Source organism: Xenorhabdus indica, assembly GCF_014467235.1.
GTDB lineage: Bacteria > Pseudomonadota > Gammaproteobacteria > Enterobacterales > Enterobacteriaceae > Xenorhabdus > Xenorhabdus indica.
In genome coordinates this window covers 94,016-110,854 of the sequence record NZ_NKHP01000007.1, presented here as the reverse complement: position 1 = coordinate 110,854, position 16,839 = coordinate 94,016, and the positions used below count along the sequence as shown (strand labels likewise).

At 42.4% G+C, this 16,839-nt stretch carries 17 protein-coding genes; 11 read left to right on the top strand and 6 right to left on the bottom strand.

The window, feature by feature from the left end; genetic code table 11:
- The first annotated feature begins 81 nt into the window (after nt 1-81).
- On the top strand, nt 82-1,620 hold the full coding sequence (murJ, locus tag Xind_RS07630) for a murein biosynthesis integral membrane protein MurJ (protein ID WP_047682261.1): 1,539 nt from the start codon (nt 82-84) through the stop codon (nt 1,618-1,620).
- 63 nt (nt 1,621-1,683) lie between these two features.
- Here the strand turns inward: murJ and argS are convergent, their stop codons facing one another.
- Nucleotides 1,684-3,414 carry an arginine--tRNA ligase gene (gene argS, locus Xind_RS07625; RefSeq protein WP_047682189.1) on the bottom strand — a complete coding sequence of 577 codons (1,731 nt, stop codon included), beginning with the start codon at nt 3,412-3,414 and terminating at the stop codon, nt 1,684-1,686.
- Nucleotides 3,415-3,898: 484 nt separating this feature from the next.
- On the opposite strand from argS, the gene cutC reads away from it, so the two are divergent.
- Nucleotides 3,899-4,645: a copper homeostasis protein CutC gene (cutC, locus tag Xind_RS07620; RefSeq protein ID WP_047682187.1), complete on the top strand. Its 747-nt coding sequence runs from the start codon at nt 3,899-3,901 to the stop codon at nt 4,643-4,645.
- A 130-nt stretch (nt 4,646-4,775) separates the two neighbouring features.
- On the opposite strand, the gene cmoB is transcribed toward cutC, so the two are convergent.
- The 3 genes from cmoB to Xind_RS07605 form a co-directional block, all read right to left on the bottom strand.
- The gene (cmoB, locus tag Xind_RS07615; protein WP_187649778.1) at nt 4,776-5,747 is read right to left on the bottom strand and encodes a tRNA 5-methoxyuridine(34)/uridine 5-oxyacetic acid(34) synthase CmoB; all 972 of its coding nucleotides are present in this window, start codon (nt 5,745-5,747) and stop codon (nt 4,776-4,778) included.
- A complete protein-coding gene (gene cmoA / locus Xind_RS07610) occupies nt 5,747-6,502 on the bottom strand; it encodes a carboxy-S-adenosyl-L-methionine synthase CmoA (protein WP_047682183.1) in 756 nt (251 codons plus the stop codon). Before cmoA ends, cmoB begins: the two co-directional genes overlap by 1 nt.
- 150 nt (nt 6,503-6,652) lie before the next feature.
- Nucleotides 6,653-7,051, bottom strand: coding sequence for an MAPEG family protein (locus Xind_RS07605; protein ID WP_047682181.1), 399 nt, complete (start codon nt 7,049-7,051; stop codon nt 6,653-6,655).
- A 263-nt stretch (nt 7,052-7,314) separates the two neighbouring features.
- Here Xind_RS07605 and aspS point away from each other — a divergent pair, with 263 nt between their 5' ends.
- From aspS to Xind_RS07565, 8 genes are all read left to right on the top strand, one after another.
- A complete protein-coding gene (gene aspS / locus Xind_RS07600; RefSeq protein WP_047682179.1) occupies nt 7,315-9,084 on the top strand; it encodes an aspartate--tRNA ligase in 1,770 nt (589 codons plus the stop codon).
- Nucleotides 9,084-9,518 (top strand): dihydroneopterin triphosphate diphosphatase, encoded by a 435-nt coding sequence (gene nudB, locus Xind_RS07595; protein ID WP_047682177.1) that lies wholly within the window; start codon nt 9,084-9,086, stop codon nt 9,516-9,518. The genes aspS and nudB overlap by 1 nt, the downstream gene beginning before the upstream one ends.
- A gap of 91 nt (nt 9,519-9,609) precedes the next feature.
- The gene (locus Xind_RS07590; protein ID WP_047682259.1) at nt 9,610-10,353 is read left to right on the top strand and encodes a YebC/PmpR family DNA-binding transcriptional regulator; all 744 of its coding nucleotides are present in this window, start codon (nt 9,610-9,612) and stop codon (nt 10,351-10,353) included.
- Between the two features lie 122 nt (nt 10,354-10,475).
- Nucleotides 10,476-10,997, top strand: coding sequence for a crossover junction endodeoxyribonuclease RuvC (ruvC, locus tag Xind_RS07585; protein WP_047682175.1), 522 nt, complete (start codon nt 10,476-10,478; stop codon nt 10,995-10,997).
- 79 nt (nt 10,998-11,076) lie between these two features.
- A complete protein-coding gene (gene ruvA / locus Xind_RS07580) occupies nt 11,077-11,694 on the top strand; it encodes a Holliday junction branch migration protein RuvA (RefSeq protein WP_047682173.1) in 618 nt (205 codons plus the stop codon).
- Nucleotides 11,695-11,710: 16 nt separating this feature from the next.
- The gene (gene ruvB, locus Xind_RS07575) at nt 11,711-12,718 is read left to right on the top strand and encodes a Holliday junction branch migration DNA helicase RuvB (protein ID WP_047682171.1); all 1,008 of its coding nucleotides are present in this window, start codon (nt 11,711-11,713) and stop codon (nt 12,716-12,718) included.
- A gap of 142 nt (nt 12,719-12,860) precedes the next feature.
- Nucleotides 12,861-13,244 (top strand): YgiW/YdeI family stress tolerance OB fold protein, encoded by a 384-nt coding sequence (locus Xind_RS07570; RefSeq protein ID WP_047682169.1) that lies wholly within the window; start codon nt 12,861-12,863, stop codon nt 13,242-13,244.
- 354 nt (nt 13,245-13,598) lie between these two features.
- Complete coding sequence (locus Xind_RS07565) at nt 13,599-13,955, top strand: hypothetical protein (protein WP_187649777.1); 357 nt, start codon at nt 13,599-13,601, stop codon at nt 13,953-13,955.
- Between the two features lie 287 nt (nt 13,956-14,242).
- Here the strand turns inward: Xind_RS07565 and znuB are convergent, their stop codons facing one another.
- Both znuB and znuC read right to left on the bottom strand, forming a co-directional pair.
- A complete protein-coding gene (znuB, locus tag Xind_RS07560) occupies nt 14,243-15,028 on the bottom strand; it encodes a zinc ABC transporter permease subunit ZnuB (RefSeq protein WP_047682165.1) in 786 nt (261 codons plus the stop codon).
- Nucleotides 15,028-15,783, bottom strand: coding sequence for a zinc ABC transporter ATP-binding protein ZnuC (gene znuC / locus Xind_RS07555; RefSeq protein WP_047682163.1), 756 nt, complete (start codon nt 15,781-15,783; stop codon nt 15,028-15,030). The genes znuB and znuC overlap by 1 nt, the downstream gene beginning before the upstream one ends.
- 92 nt (nt 15,784-15,875) lie before the next feature.
- On the opposite strand from znuC, the gene znuA reads away from it, so the two are divergent.
- Nucleotides 15,876-16,832 (top strand): zinc ABC transporter substrate-binding protein ZnuA, encoded by a 957-nt coding sequence (gene znuA / locus Xind_RS07550; protein WP_047682160.1) that lies wholly within the window; start codon nt 15,876-15,878, stop codon nt 16,830-16,832.
- The last annotated feature ends 7 nt before the right edge of the window (nt 16,833-16,839 follow it).

Genomic DNA, 16,839 nt, shown 5'->3' with positions numbered 1-16,839 from the left:
TTTGTCATGTTGAGCATGTCTGGTGGAATGACTTTACGCTTTCATTCTCATGTCATAAAAATACACTTTTTAAATAATATCATGAATTTATTAAAATCACTGGCAGCAGTCAGTTCAATGACGATGTTTTCACGCGTGCTAGGCTTCATTCGTGATGCCATTATTGCTCGTATATTTGGCGCAGGAGTGGCAACAGACGCTTTTTTTGTTGCTTTTAAATTGCCTAATCTGTTACGCCGCATTTTTGCTGAAGGCGCTTTTTCACAGGCTTTTGTTCCCATTCTTGCTGAATACAAAAATCAGCAGGGGGATGAAGCAACACGGACGTTTATTGCCTATGTTTCAGGTATGTTGACGTTGATTCTGGCGATTGTCACAGTGATTGGTATGATCGCAGCACCCTGGGTGATTTATGTTACTGCGCCGGGTTTTACCGATACACCCGATAAATTTGTTTTGACTCGTGATTTACTCAGAATCACATTTCCGTATATCTTTTTAATTTCTTTAGCATCTTTGGCAGGGGCAATCCTCAATACCTGGAATCGTTTTTCTGTTCCCGCTTTTGCACCAACACTGCTGAACGTCAGCATGATCGTCTTTTCACTGTTTGTGGCACCTTATTGTGAGCCACCAGTCATGGCTCTGGGATGGGCTGTTGTTGCTGGTGGCATTTTGCAACTGGCATACCAACTTCCTCATCTGAAAAAAATAGGCATGTTAGTATTGCCGCGTGTTTCTTTCCGCGACAGTGGCGTATGGCGGGTTATCCGTCAGATGGGGCCTGCTATTCTGGGGGTATCAGTCAGCCAAATTTCTCTGATCATCAATACGATTTTTGCCTCGTTTCTGGTTTCAGGCTCTGTTTCATGGATGTATTACGCTGATCGTTTAATGGAATTACCTTCTGGAGTATTAGGAGTGGCATTGGGAACGATTTTGCTGCCTTCTCTGGCGAAAAGTTTTTCCAGTGGAAACCATGAAGAGTATCGTAAATTAATGGACTGGGGATTACGTCTCTGTTTTCTCTTAGCACTCCCTTGCGCGGTAGCGTTGGGCATTCTGGCAGGACCTTTGACCGTTTCACTTTTCCAGTATGGTAATTTTTCCGCGTTTGATGCAGAAATGACGCAACGGGCATTGATTGCCTATTGCTTCGGGTTAATGGGGTTGATTGTGGTTAAAGTTTTGGCCCCTGGTTTTTATTCTCGTCAGGATATTAAAACGCCAGTCAAGATTGCGATTGCTACTTTGGTTCTGACTCAGCTCATGAACCTTGCCTTTATCGGCCCCCTGAAACATGCAGGGTTAGCACTTTCCATTGGTTTAGCAGCTTGTTTTAATGCAGCTATGCTCTACTGGCAATTGCGTAAACGTGAAATATTTAAGCCATTAGCAGGATGGGGAGTATTTTTGTTTAAGTTGTTAATGGCGATTGGAGTAATGGTGGGGGTATTATTGGCAATGTTGTGGATTATGCCTGCCTGGGAGCAAGGAAATATGGCATTGCGCCTGCTGCGATTGATGGGCGTTGTCATTGCTGGTGCCGGTAGTTATTTTGCCACATTAGCTTTGATGGGCTTCCGGTTAAAGGATTTTGCCCATCGAGGATTGCAGTGATTATCTGACATTGCTAAAAAACGGGCGTAAAATGATTTTTACGTCCGTTTTTATAAAGTGTGATTACATCCGTTCTACGGTCTGGATACCTAAAGTATCAAGACCTTGTTTTAATGTCTTCGCTGTCAACAGCGCTAATTTCAGGCGGCTTTGACGCAATGCTTCACTTTCAGCATTCAGGATCGGGCAATGTTCATAGAAACCGGAGAACAAGCCTGCCAGATCATACAGATAAGCACACATTACATGCGGTGTCCCTTCACGAGCCACAGTAGTGATAGTTTCTTCAAACTGTAACAGACGGGTAGCTAATACTTGTTCACGCTCTTCGTTCAGAACGACTGGTAATGTCAGGCTATTTTCATCGATTTCAGCGCGTTTGAAGATAGAAGAGACGCGGGTATAAGCATACTGCATATAAGGCGCGGTGTTGCCATCAAAGGCCAGCATATTATCCCAGTCAAATATATAGTCTGTAGTGCGACTCTTGGAAAGATCGGCGTATTTCACTGCGCCAATGCCTACTGCTTCGACGACTTTTTTCAGTTCATCTTCCGGCATATCCGGGTTTTTCTCACGGATAAGCACATCCGCACGTTCAATGGCTTCATCCAGTAAATCAGACAATTTCACTGTACCACCTGCACGGGTTTTGAATGGTTTTCCATCTTTACCTAGCATCATGCCGAACATATGGTGTTCCAGTGACATGGAATCAGGGATGTAGCCAGCTTTACGTACAATTGACCAGGCTTGCATCAGATGTTGATGTTGACGTGAATCAATATAGTAGAGAACCCGATCCGCATTCAGCACTTCATGGCGGTATTTGGCACAGGCAATATCTGTAGTGGTATACAGATAACCACCATCTTTCTTCTGGATGATAACACCCATTGGTTCACCTTCTTTATTCTTGAATTCATCAAGGTAAACCACAGTCGCGCCATCACTTTCAACAGCAATGCCACGTTGTTTCAGATCAGTAACGATCCCCGGCAGCATGTTGTTATACAGGCTTTCACCCATAACATCTTTTTCTGTCAGAGTGACATTCAGACGATTATAGGTTGCCTGATTTTGTGACATGGTTATCTCAACCAACTTACGCCACATGTTACGGCAATATTCGTCACCGCCTTGCAGTTTCACTACATAGTTACGGGCACGAACGGCAAATTCTTCATCTTCATCGTAGTTTTTCTTGGCGGCGCGGTAGAACTCTTCCAGATCAGCCAATGCCATATCGCTGGCATTTTCATTCTGCACTTTCTCCAGGTAAGCAATCAGCATCCCGAATTGGGTTCCCCAATCACCAAGATGGTTGGCGCGAATAACTTTATGGCCGAGGAATTCAAGAGTACGTGCGGCAGCATCACCAATGATAGTAGAGCGGATATGACCAATGTGCATCTGTTTAGCAACATTGGGAGCAGAATAATCGATAACGATAGTGTGTGGCTCTACAGGAGAAATGCCCAGTTTTTCAGCTTTCAGCGCGTTTTCTGTATTTGTGGCAACCCATTCTTTATCAAGAAAAATGTTGATAAAACCGGGGCCAGCGATTTCGACTTTGCTGGCAATTCCTTGCAGATCCAGCAAATTGACGACTTTTTCTGCCAGTTGTCGAGGAGGCATACCTACTTTTTTAGCTGCCGCCATGACACCATTTGCTTGATAGTCACCAAATTGTGCCTTTGCAGATTGACGAACGTGAGCTTCACTATCGGTTGGAGCACCAGCTGCAATCAGCGCACTACTGATTTTTTCTGAAAGAATAGCCTGTATATTCACAGTGTTACCTTAAGTTACGCGCTGAAAATCACACATTTCTATAATGCAGCATTTTCAAGCGTGTGGGTTATGAGAAAATAACGGGGTTTATACCATATTCAACACCCTGCATGCTACTGCCAGCCTGTGTTGGCAGGGTTACTTTTTGTTTTTCAGCTCTCTTTCGGTGGATTCTTCGTCGAGGTAGTTGAGGTGAATGTGTTGTAGGCCTTTACCAAGATAAATAATTTAAAATGGAACTGTTCTTAAATGAGAATGTAATCTCGATCAAGTATTATTTGCTTTCTATCAAGAAGTATTGACAGAAATGCGGAGTGCTTGGCAAAAGTGACTTTTTATTGTGTTTTTTCAGTAAAAAACTCTGATCTTGTGATTTCTGACATGCCATTTTAAAAATATAGTTGTCATAGTTAATAAGTTCAGTAATGAAATATTTCGGATCTATTTATGACGTGTGGGCAGATTGATATTCAAGGGGCTTTTAATGTTAAAGCTAGAAATTTGCTGTTATAGCATAAGTTGTGCTCTGATTGCACAAGAAGCAGGGGCTGATCGAATTGAACTGAGTGCAGGCCCGTTAGAAGGTGGCTTAACACCCAGCGCAGGTGCATTACAACAGTCGTTACAATGTTTATCTATTCCTGTTCATCCAATTGTCCGGCCCAGAGGTGGAGATTTCTGTTACGATAAACTTGATTTTGAGGCCATGAAAAATGATGTTTCCCTTGTTCGTGATATGGGATTTCCTGGTGTTTCCTTCGGTGTCTTGGACGAAGAAGGAAAGGTTGATATGTTGCGTATGAGGCAACTCATGGCATTGGCAGGGAATATGGCTGTCACTTTTCACCGTGCTTTTGATATGTGTTGTGACCCTCTCAACGCATTGGAAAAACTTACCGATCTTGGAGTAAAGCGTATCTTGACATCTGGCCAGCAAAATAGTGCTGAACTGGGTTTACATTTATTAAAAGAGTTGTCGCAATCGAGCCGTGGGCCAAGCATTATGCCAGGAGCGGGTGTCCGGGCCAGTAATATCAGTAAGTTTTTAGAAATTGGGGTGACGGAGGTTCATAGCTCAGCAGGCAAAATTGTATCTTCTAAGATGAATTACCGTAAGGCGGGGGTGAGTATGAGCTCCGAAAATAGTGAAATGGGGGAATATTCTCATTACAGTGTCGATCCTGAATTAGTGGAATCCATGAAGGGTGTGATGAGTTTGATTGATCGCTAGTCTAGCTATGATTGGTTTTACTAAAGTAGTATCTAAACAATTAATAGTATCTGAACGACTAGTCGCATCTGAGTATTGAAGGTGTGAACTGCCATGATAGGCAATTCACACATCAATATGTTATGCAGGATTAAGGCTTGCGGGCAATGAGAACAGCACGCAGTGGCGCTGGATAACCTTCTATTGTTTTATTTTGATCTGATGGATCAAGGAAATCAGCCAAAGATTCTGTTTTCATCCACGCTGTCCGGCGTTGTTCATTGATTGTTGTAATTGCATGATCAACAATTCTGACATCAACAAAACCACATTTTTCCAGCCAGGTTTTTAACATGTTAGCTGAAGGAATAAAGTAAACATTTCGCATTTGCGCGTAACGCTCACCCGGAATGAGGCAGTGATTTTCATCACCTTCGATCACTAAACTTTCCAGTACCAGTTCACCACCAGAAACCAGTTGATTTTTCAGCTGCCACAAATGATCAAGGGGAGAGCGGCGATGATAAAGTACTCCCATAGAGAATACGGTATCGAAAGCTTTCAGCTCAGGTAACTGCTCAATACCCAGTGGAAGAAGATGCGCTCGTTGATCATTGCCCAATAGTTTTCTGACTGCTTCAAATTGGCAAAGGAAAAGTTGGGTAGGATCGATACCTACCGCTAATTCAGCGCCTTCACCTACCATGCGCCACATGTGGTAACCGCTACCACAACCGACATCAAGTACAGTTTTGCCTTCTAAAGAAGAAATATGAGGCAGAACACGATCCCATTTCCAGTCAGAACGCCATTCGGTATTAATTTCAATACCGTAAAAAGAAAAAGGCCCTTTGCGCCATGGCATCAGAAGTTTCAGGATATTGTGGATACGTGTCTTTTCCCCTTCTGATAGATCGGGTTCATGTATAGCAATAACCCCATTTTTCAGATCAACATGAGTGGGTTTAATAACAGGCAAATTGTCCAGAATTTTTATCCACGAACCAAACTGACCATGCAATGATGTTTTCTGCCAGTCACTTAACTGGGCGGGCAGATAATTTAGCCAATGGCTCAGATGGTTTTTAGCAATTAGCTGATAAAAGTTACCGAAATCGATCATTATTCAGCTCCTTTTATAGCTAATAGTGAGCCGAAATTGAAACACTGAAACCACACTTCTGTATGCTGAAAACCAGATTTTTTCAGGCGAATTTTGTGGATTTCAATAGAATCTGTCCGCATGACATTTTCCAACATACTACGTTTTTGACTGATTTCTAGCTCGCTATAACCATTGGCTCGTTTGAAGTCGTGGTGCATATTGAATAATAATTCACCAATATTTTGATCTTCAAAGTTGAATTTTTCAGACAGTACCAAAACACCACCGGGTTTCAGCCCGGCATAGATTTTATTTAATATTTTCTGGCGATCCTCTGGATGAAGGAACTGTAATGTGAAATTTAATACCACCATTGAAGCGTTTTGAATGTCGGTATCAAGAATATCCTGCTCGATCACTTCAACGGGAGTTTTTGCTTTGAAAGCGTCAATATGACGGCGACAACGTTCGATCATGGCGGGTGAATTATCAATAGCGATAATGCGGCAGCCATCAGCATTGATATTGCGGCGAATGGATAAGGTTGCTGCACCGAGAGAACAACCGAGATCGTAGATCTGGCTGCCCGGAGTCACAAAGCGGCTTGCCAGCATACCAATCATAGAAATGATATTTGAATAACCAGGAATGGAGCGTTTCACCATGTCTGGAAAGACTTCGGCGACCCGTTCGTCGAAACTCCAGTCTCCTAATTTAGCGATGGGAGTAGATAACAGGCTGTCCCGTTGATTGTGAGGATCTTGATTTGACATAACAACATTGGTTTTGGAAACAATTAAGAATTAGCTATTCTAACAGAATGCAAGAAAAGGCAGAAAGATCTAATCCAACAGAACCTTTTAAGCAGCCAAAAAGATGCCAATTCGAATCAATAATTGGCTTCTTTGTCAGTTAAATATAGGTTACGAATAAGGAGAAAATATCTGTTCCCAGGGCAAATAGTATATATTAGCCACAATCATTATTATCATTGACATAAATGTTGCCCCCATGCCCATTCGCCGCCAGCGGAACTCACGATGGTGCAAGCCATAGTAGTGTAATAACCTGCCTGCAAGTAACAATATGCCACAGATATGCAGCATCCATACTGCTGCGCCATTCATCTCCATTATCAATAATAAGAGTAGAGAAATAGGGATATATTCAACAGCATTACCATGAATGCGAATGGCTGTCTGTAATTCGTAAAAACCACCATCACCGTATGTAACTCGATACTGTGTTCTTAACTTAATCACATCAAAAGACAGTTTAATTACCAGTAATGCGCCCAATACGATATAAAGTGAGCTAACCATTTATAACTCCATTGCCTAACCAAAAACGGCTAACTGATGATAAACCTCAAAAGTAAAACTGTCGCTATAAATCATAATACTTAATGATAAATCCTATCTGATTTATCCGATAGAAAAAATTGTCCTGGCAGGAACCGTGTTATAGCCTTATCTCTGGCTGGAATTTCCAGTATAATGACCTCTTTTTTGACAATTCTTCCTAAAAGAACAATGCCAAAATTTCCGCAGCAGAATGCATAACGAGCTGAGTAAAAGGATATTGTATGCGTACTAATTATTGTGGGCAGTTGAGCCGGGCCCATGAAGGCCAAAAAGTGACTCTTTGTGGTTGGGTAAACCGTCGTCGTGATTTGGGTGGCCTGATTTTTATTGATATGCGAGATCGCGAAGGTATCGTTCAGGTATTCTTTGATCCGGATAAAAAAGACGCATTTGCTCAGGCTTCTGAACTGCGTAATGAGTTCTGTATTCAAATTACGGGGACTGTACGTGCTCGCCCTGACAGCCAGATCAATAAAGATATGGCGACAGGAGAAATTGAAGTTTTCGCTGAATGCCTTGAAATCTTCAACCGTTCAGAGCCATTGCCACTGGACAGCAATCAAAATAACAGTGAAGAACAGCGCCTGAAATATCGTTATCTTGATCTGCGTCGTCCTGAAATGTCACAACGCTTAAAAACCCGAGCAAAAATCACCGGTTTTGTTCGTCGTTTTATGGATGATGCGGGTTTTCTGGATGTGGAAACACCCATGCTGACTAAAGCAACACCGGAAGGTGCGCGGGATTATCTAGTACCAAGCCGTGTTCATAAAGGCAAATTTTATGCATTGCCTCAGTCTCCACAGTTATTTAAACAATTACTGATGATGTCCGGTTTTGACCGTTATTATCAGATTGTAAAATGTTTCCGTGATGAAGACCTGCGTGCAGATCGTCAGCCTGAATTTACTCAGATTGACGTCGAAACCTCATTTATGACTTCTGAGCAGGTTCGTGAAATCATGGAAAGAATGATCCGTGAGTTATGGCTGGAAGTCCGTAGTGTCGATTTAGGAACGTTCCCAATCATGACGTTTGCTGAAGCTATGCGTCGCTTTGGTTCTGATAAACCGGATCTGCGTAACCCGCTGGAATTAGTTGATGTAGCTGATCTGGTCAAGGAAGTGGAATTTTCCGTTTTCGCAGAACCTGCAAACGATTCAAAAGGGCGCGTAGCAACAATTTGTGTACCGGGTGGTGCTGAACTGAGCCGTAAGCAAATTGACGAATACGGTAAGTTTGTTGGCATCTATGGTGCGAAGGGGTTGGCATGGATGAAAGTCAACAATCGTGCAGCAGGTCTGGAAGGTGTCCAAAGCCCGATTGCTAAGTTTCTGTCTGCAGAAGTGGTTGAGGGTCTGTTGTCCCGCACTAATGCACAGGATGGCGACATCCTGTTCTTCGGTGCAGGTCAGAAAAATATGGTCACTGATGCAATGGGTGCACTGCGTCTGAAATTAGGCCGTGATCTGAACCTGACTGATCTGGCAAGCTGGAAACCGCTTTGGGTCGTTGACTTCCCGATGTTTGAAGACGACGGGGAAGGTGGGCTGGCTGCAATGCACCATCCATTTACTTCTCCACGTGATATGTCAGCCGAAGATCTGGAAAGCAAACCGGAATCTGCCATCGCCAATGCTTATGATATGGTTATCAATGGTTATGAAGTGGGTGGCGGCTCTGTCCGTATCCATCGTAATGACATGCAGCAGGCGGTGTTCCGCATTCTGGGTATCAACGAAGAAGAACAGCAGGAAAAATTTGGTTTCCTTCTGAATGCACTGAAATACGGTACTCCTCCTCATGCCGGGCTGGCTTTTGGTCTGGATCGCCTCGTTATGTTGTTGACGGATACTGATAATATCCGAGATGTTATCGCATTCCCGAAAACAACAGCGGCAGCATGTTTGATGACTGAAGCACCAAGCTACGCCAATCCGGCGGCACTGGAAGAGTTAGCTATTTCAGTGACTAAAAAAGAGAGCGAATAATGAATTATAAGCGCCCTGAATCTGTACTGGTTGTTATCTATGCTGCCGACAGCAAAAGGGTGCTAATGTTACAAAGGCGGGACGATCCTGATTTCTGGCAATCTGTTACTGGTAGTCTGGAAGAGGACGAAACGCCTTATCAGGCAGCATTGCGTGAAGTACAGGAAGAGATCGGTATTGATATTGCCAGGGCGGATTTTGAACTGATAGATTGCCAGCGCTGTCTTTATTATGAGATTTTTTCACATTTACGTTATCGATATGCTCCCGGTGTGACGCGAAACAAAGAACATTGGTTTTTGCTGGCGTTACCTGAGGAGCGTGAAATTTTGCTGACGGAGCACCTGACTTATCAATGGCTGGTCGCGAAAGAGGCTGCTAAGTTGACTAAGTCATGGAGCAATCGGCAGGCAATTGAAGAATTTGTTATTTAGTCTATCAAGCCTGATGGATTTCAATTTGTAATAAACAAAGCAAGCAGATTGGGATGTGCAGGATAATAAACGTTTTATCGGAGATATTTTCATGGCAGGTCATAGTAAGTGGGCTAATACGAAACATCGTAAAGCTGCGCAGGATGCAAAACGCGGTAAAATTTTCACCAAAATTATCCGCGAGTTGGTAACCGCTGCACGTTTGGGCGGAGGTGATCCTGATTCTAACCCACGTCTTCGTGCTGCAATCGATAAGGCACTGTCCAACAACATGACTCGTGATACTTTAAACCGCGCTATTGCCCGTGGCGTTGGTAATGATGAGTCAGATAATATGGAAACTATCATTTATGAAGGTTATGGTCCGGGTGGTACTGCTGTAATGGTCGAATGCCTGAGCGATAACCGTAACCGTACAGTTTCTGATGTGCGTCACGCATTTACCAAAACGGGGGGTAACTTGGGTACTGATGGCTCTGTTGCCTATTTGTTCACCAAAAAGGGCGTGATTTCTTACGCACCGGGCCTGGATGAAGATGCTGTAATGGAAGCGGCTTTGGAAGCAGGTGCTGATGATGTTGAAACTTATGATGATGGTGCTATCGACGTCTACACTACACCAGAGACTTTTGGTGATGTTAAAGATGCGTTGGATGCAGCAGGTTTCAAAGCGGATTCTGCTGAAGTTTCTATGATCCCATCTACTAAAGCGGAACTGGATGCGGAAACTGCGCCTAAATTGCTTCGTCTGATTGATATGCTTGAAGATTCTGACGACGTTCAAGAGGTTTACCATAATGGTGAAATCTCTGATGAAGTTGCAGCTCTGCTGTAATCAACATCAGGATTCACAGCGTAGAGAAAGTGTACTTCGTGTCAGGGCACTTTCTCTAACGTTTTATTCCATGTTTTTTTGTTCCACTTTTTTTATTCCATACTGCAGGTGAATAAATAGATATGGCGGTTATTCTTGGTATTGACCCTGGTTCCAGAGTGACAGGGTATGGTGTTATCCGCCAGCAGGGACGACAACTTATTTATCTTGGTAGTGGTTGCATTCGAACAAAAGTTGATGATCTACCCAGTCGTTTGCAGCGGATCTATGCAGGTATTACCGAAATTATTACCCAATTCCAACCTGATGCTTTTGCAATAGAGCAAGTTTTTATGGCAAAAAATGCAGACTCCGCATTGAAACTGGGACAGGCTCGTGGTGTAGCGATTGTGGCTGCGGTTAATGAATCTATTCCTGTATTTGAGTATGCGGCGCGTCAAGTTAAACAGACGGTTGTTGGGACTGGTGCAGCAGATAAGAGCCAGGTTCAGCATATGGTACGTTCGATGCTGAAACTATCAGCTAATCCACAGGCTGATGCGGCAGATGCTTTAGCGATTGCAATTACACATTGTCATCTGAGCCAGAATTTACTCCGTGTAGGCGATCCACGGTTAAATTTGACGCGAGGGCGTCTGAAATAGCCTTGCCTGGATATACGTCCAGTTTTTTTTATGCTATAAGCTGTATCGAATCATTTATTTTATTTTCAGGGGGTAAGTAGTGATAGGGCGTTTGAGAGGAACTGTATTGGAAAAACAGCCACCATTGGTTTTATTGGAAACGAATGGTGTAGGTTATGAAGTTCATATGCCAATGACCTGTTTCTATGAACTACCTGAAATCGGCCAGGAAGCTATTTTATTTACTCAATTTATTGTGCGTGAAGATGCTCAATTATTATATGGTTTTAATGATAAGCAAGAACGAGCACTTTTCCGCGAACTGATTAAAGTCAATGGCGTCGGGCCGAAACTGGCATTGGCGATCCTTTCTGGTATGTCTGCCCAACAATTCGTGACAGCCATTGAGCAGGAAGCTATTACTTCTCTGGTTAAGCTACCGGGAGTGGGTAAAAAAACAGCGGAAAGGTTAGTGGTAGAAATGAAAGATCGCTTTAAAGGGCTTAAGGGCGATCTGTTTAACCAAAATAGTGACATTAATTTGCCAGCGGCAACTCAGGCGGCTAATTCTGATGCTGATATTGAAGCAGAAGCAGCGGCAGCATTAGTTTCATTGGGGTATAAACCGCAGGAAGCCAGCCGGATGGTTAGCAAAGTTGCTAAACCGGGTACAGATTGTGAAACTCTTATCCGAGAAGCGCTTCGTGCGGCTCTGTAATTGCAGGAGTTAAGTGATGATTGAAGCTGACCGTCTGGTCTCAGCAGAAGTTCTGCAAGATGATGAAGCTATTGATCGTGCTATCAGGCCTAAATTGCTGTCTGAATATGTTGGTCAACCTCATGTTTGTGAGCAGATGGAGATCTTTATTCAGGCTGCGCGGCAACGGGGAGACGCGCTGGATCATTTGCTGATTTTCGGTCCTCCTGGATTGGGTAAAACCACGCTGGCAAATATTGTTGCCAACGAAATGGGTGTAAATCTCCGCACAACTTCAGGGCCGGTATTAGAAAAAGCAGGGGATCTCGCCGCCATGCTGACAAACCTTGAACCTCATGATGTTCTGTTTATTGATGAAATCCATCGGTTGTCTCCGGTTGTAGAAGAAATTCTCTATCCGGCAATGGAAGATTATCAACTGGATATCATGATTGGGGAAGGTCCGGCCGCCCGTTCAATCAAAATTGATCTGCCTCCGTTTACTTTAGTTGGTGCAACAACCCGCGCAGGATCTTTGACTTCTCCTTTGCGCGATAGGTTTGGTATTGTACAACGCCTTGAATTTTATAATGTAGATGACTTGCAAAGCATCGTTTCCCGCAGTGCCCGTTATATAGGGTTGAGTATTTCAGATGACGGAGCTAGACAAATTGCGATGCGCTCTCGTGGAACGCCCCGTATTACCAACCGTTTACTGCGCCGGGTACGTGACTTTGCTCAGGTAAAAGGTGATGGTTCCGTTAACAGCGACATTGCTGCGAAAGCCCTTGATATGCTGAATGTGGATTCAGCGGGCTTTGATTACCTCGACCGTAAGTTACTGGTTGCCATTATTGATAAATTTATGGGTGGGCCGGTTGGCTTGGATAACCTTGCCGCAGCAATTGGTGAAGAGCGAGAAACTATAGAGGATGTTTTAGAGCCTTTCTTAATCCAGCAAGGATTCATTCAGCGCACACCACGAGGCCGTATTGCAACCAATCATGCCTATCGACACTTTGGCTTAAGTAAAGAAAGCGAGTAAAAATTACCTGAAAAATAACTAACATGTACGCAAAAATCATGCTATTGTGACGAAAGTAGCAGTAAAGTCACACAGTTTTTTGACTTCTCAAGCCTCGCGATTGCGGGGTTTTTTATTTGCACACACAATCAAAGAGAAACATATGAAAAAAACACTGAGCGTTATTATTTTCAGCCTCTTTTCTTTTAATGCTTTAGCGCAGCAGGGCGGTTTCGTTTCCCCGGATAGCACTGGTTATTCTCAAGGAGGATTTAAAGGTCCAACTTTCGGCCTGACCAGCGTTGCGAAAGCAAAATCCCTTCATGATGACTCATGGGTTGTGCTGGAAGGTAACATTGTTAAACAGATTGGCCACGAACTTTATGAATTCAGGGATAACAGTGGTTCTGTTTACGTTGACATTGATGACAAAATCTGGCTGGGTCAGACGGTCACTCCGACCGATAAAGTTCATATCGAAGGTGAAGTGGACAAAGACTGGAACAGTATTGAGATTGATGCCAAAGTTATTCACGTTGTGAAATAACACAGGTATTTTAAATACAGCCCCGCATTCGCGGGGCTTTTTACTTGCATGGTAAAAAGGATAAACCATATCAATATTTGCCATTTGAATACTCTCCCAAATAGGAAGATGATACATCAATCAGTAAATTGATATTATTACCTATTTGCGAGGTTTTTTGTTTTTAAAATAAAGAAAACCTTATTATGATAATTTTCATTTCTTTGGTGGTTACTAATTAGTTTTTATAACTGGCTTTTATCTGAGCTAAGTTATCAATGTTATCCTTATTTTAATATGGCGCATTCAGATATCGTGTGGATAATATTTAGTCGATGTCTGAAAAGATTGACTTATATAAATAAGGGGGTTGCTATGATAAATAAAAAAGTGAGTGTTCTTGCGGGATTGTTTTTATCTCTGGTTACTGGCGCTGGGATGGCTATGGAGAAAGCAATAACTGAAAACCTAGGTGTTGTTTCGCCTGATTTCCACTGTACAAAAATAATGACTTCTGGAAATTATATAGGGAAATTGGATTATTTGATTTCTTTAGAACATTTGGGAACAAATGTTTATTGGTTTGTAGGATTAGAATCAAATGATATAGGATGTGTTAGTGTTGATGCATCAAAGGCAAGACATGCTGAAGTTGTTCATGATGCCTTTGTTCAAGGAAAAACCGTAAAAATTAAACTCGAAGCGCATTATGTAAAGGCAATCGTATATTAATTTGCTATAAACTTGCACGAAATGTTCTTTGTCAAACCAGCATATTGATAAAATACTGGTTTTTAACTTTTCTATATATCAATAATTATTTACAGATGATCATAGCAATGTGAATAATGCCAAAGCTGATTAGCAGCTTAGATACCTACGTTTTAATATTAATATCTTGTTGTGTCGATACTTTTTATCTTGAAATTTGGTCTTAAAAAAAGGGTCATCATCATTAAGATCATAACCCTTGTGTTTATCTAAACAAAGAAGCGAGATTTTTCTATTAACCTGAATGATTAACTTCTTACTTTACACGTTAAACTCAATGCAAATAACACGGCAGCACAAAGTACAACAGAAGGCCCTGCTGGTGTGTTATAAAACGCGGATAAAGTCAGTCCGCCAGTAACAGAGAACATACCTATACCAATGGCGAAAATTGCCATCTGTTCAGGTGTACGAGCGAAACGGCGGGCGGTAGCGGCGGGAATAATTAACAGAGAGGTGATAATCAGTGCACCGACAAATTTCATTGCCAGCCCAATAGTCAGAGCTGTCACCAACATCAACAGTACTCGCAGCCGTTGAATTTTAATGCCATCCACGAAAGCCAGATCCTGACTGACCGTCATCGACAGTAAAGCACGCCATTGCCATACTAATAACCCTGCAACAGTTGCAACACCTGCTGAAATCATCCAGAGATCTTCATAAGTCACAGAGAGTAAATCACCGAATAAATAAGCCATCAGATCAACCCGAATACTGGTCATAAAGCTGACAACCACTAAGCCTAATGACAAGGCACTATGGGCCATGATCCCTAGCAGGGTATCAACAGCGAGTTGTGGGCGTTTTTCCAGCCAGACTAAAACAACAGCTAATATCAGCGTAACAGCAATAACAGCATAAAATGGATTAATACTTAATAAAAATCCGAATGCTACACCGAGCAATGATGCATGTGCCAGTGTATCGCCAAAATAGGACATTCTGCGCCAAACGACAAAAGATCCAAGAGGCCCTGCGGCAATTGCCAATAAAATTCCGGCCAGCCAACCCGGAAATAGTAGTTCGATCATTAACGTGGCTCTCCACCCTTCTTCAAAATAATTTTTCCTCTTATATCATGATGATGATTGTGATGATGGCGATAAACTGCCAGTTGTTCTGCACCATGACGACCAAACATCGCAATAAATTCTGGATGCATGGATACCACTTCAGGAGTACCCGAACAGCAAATGTGTTGATTAAGGCATAAAACCTCGTCTGTTTTCGCCATCACTAAGTGCAGGTCATGAGATACCATAAGGACAGCGCAATTAAGTTCTGTTCTAATTTGATTGATTAAATCATAAAGTGCTAGCTGACCATTCACATCCACACCCTGTGTCGGTTCGTCAAGAACCAGAAGTTGAGGATGATTGAGTAACGCTTTGGCAAGTAAAACTCGTTGGGTTTCTCCGCCTGATAGCTTCTGCATGGGGTATTGCAATAAATGTGTAGCGTTGACTCGTTCCAAAACAGGGATGATATCTGCTGATTTAACGCCCGGTTTTAGCATCATGAAACGTTTAACGGTCAAAGGTAAGGTGGGATCAAGATTAAGTTTTTGTGGGACATATCCTATCCTTAACGTATGGTTGTGTTCAATAGTGCCGGAAGTTGGGCGAATTAAACCCAGAACGATGCGTACTAACGTTGATTTACCTGCTCCATTGGGGCCGATTAACGTTAGGATTTTACCTTGTGTAAGGTTGAAAGAGATATTGTTTAATACCTTGCGGCTACCAAATTTAACTGTAATGTTTTTTAGGGTAATCATAGTTGACATGTTACATAACAGACATGTTAAAAGTGTCTTGCAGAATCAATGGAATGTTATAATATAACATTTTTAGATTCAATGCATGGAATATTCATATTATGTTACACAAACCACAAAAATACGCGCATACATTTTTTCGTCAGGTAGCATTGGTTACTGTATTAACAATGGGTATTAATTACTCTGTTCAGGCAGATGTCGTCACATCTATGCGACCATTAGGTTTTATTGCTGCCGCGATTGCTGACGGTGTAACAGATACTCAGGTGCTTTTACCTGATGGAGCTTCTCCACATGATTACGCTTTGAGACCTTCAGATATCCGCAAACTTAATCAGGCGGATTTGGTTGTCTGGATTGGACCAGATATGGAAACATTTTTAGCAAAGCCAGTAGAAAAAATTGCACAGAATAAACAATTGGAATTGGCGGATTTACCTACTATTAAACCTCTATTACTGAAAAATAGCGAAGGTGAACATGATTCAAATGAATCGAATCAGCATAAACATGAGACCGATCACGAACATCACCACCACGGCCAATATAATATGCATATTTGGCTATCACCAGAAATTGCGGAGAAAGCCGCTCAGGCGATATATTCCCGGCTTGTTGAGCTGTATCCTCAACAGAAACAACAACTAGAAGTAAACCTACGTAAATTCAATGGACAGCTTGTACAAACTAACAAGAATATTACCCATATTCTGAAACCCGTGCTAGGACAGGGATATTTCGTTTTTCATGACGCTTATGGTTACTTTGAAACACACTATCAGTTATCACCATTGGGTGTTTTTACTGTGAACCCTGAAATACAACCTGGTGCGCAAAGACTACATTACATACGAACACAATTGGTTGAGCAAAAAGCAAAGTGTATTTTTGCTGAACCTCAATTCAGGCCAGCCGTCATTCATGCCGTAGCAAAAGGTACTAATGTGCGTATTGGAACACTCGACCCATTGGGAAGTGGCATCGTATTGAATAAAGACAGTTACATGAAATTTATAACTCAACTGTCGGAGCAATACTTTGGCTGCCTGAATTAGTATAATA

Coding starts and splice junctions, on each gene's coding strand:
- murJ (WP_047682261.1), top strand. CDS start 82: ATGAATTTATTAAAATCACTGGCAGCAGTCAGTTCAATGACGATGTTT.
- cutC (WP_047682187.1), top strand. CDS start 3,899: ATGTTAAAGCTAGAAATTTGCTGTTATAGCATAAGTTGTGCTCTGATT.
- znuA (WP_047682160.1), top strand. CDS start 15,876: ATGTTACACAAACCACAAAAATACGCGCATACATTTTTTCGTCAGGTA.
- Xind_RS07570 (WP_047682169.1), top strand. CDS start 12,861: ATGAAAAAAACACTGAGCGTTATTATTTTCAGCCTCTTTTCTTTTAAT.
- ruvC (WP_047682175.1), top strand. CDS start 10,476: ATGGCGGTTATTCTTGGTATTGACCCTGGTTCCAGAGTGACAGGGTAT.
- cmoB (WP_187649778.1), bottom strand. CDS start 5,747: ATGATCGATTTCGGTAACTTTTATCAGCTAATTGCTAAAAACCATCTG.
- znuC (WP_047682163.1), bottom strand. CDS start 15,783: ATGTCAACTATGATTACCCTAAAAAACATTACAGTTAAATTTGGTAGC.
- Xind_RS07565 (WP_187649777.1), top strand. CDS start 13,599: ATGATAAATAAAAAAGTGAGTGTTCTTGCGGGATTGTTTTTATCTCTG.
- ruvB (WP_047682171.1), top strand. CDS start 11,711: ATGATTGAAGCTGACCGTCTGGTCTCAGCAGAAGTTCTGCAAGATGAT.
- Xind_RS07590 (WP_047682259.1), top strand. CDS start 9,610: ATGGCAGGTCATAGTAAGTGGGCTAATACGAAACATCGTAAAGCTGCG.
- aspS (WP_047682179.1), top strand. CDS start 7,315: ATGCGTACTAATTATTGTGGGCAGTTGAGCCGGGCCCATGAAGGCCAA.
- Xind_RS07605 (WP_047682181.1), bottom strand. CDS start 7,051: ATGGTTAGCTCACTTTATATCGTATTGGGCGCATTACTGGTAATTAAA.
- znuB (WP_047682165.1), bottom strand. CDS start 15,028: ATGATCGAACTACTATTTCCGGGTTGGCTGGCCGGAATTTTATTGGCA.
- nudB (WP_047682177.1), top strand. CDS start 9,084: ATGAATTATAAGCGCCCTGAATCTGTACTGGTTGTTATCTATGCTGCC.
- cmoA (WP_047682183.1), bottom strand. CDS start 6,502: ATGTCAAATCAAGATCCTCACAATCAACGGGACAGCCTGTTATCTACT.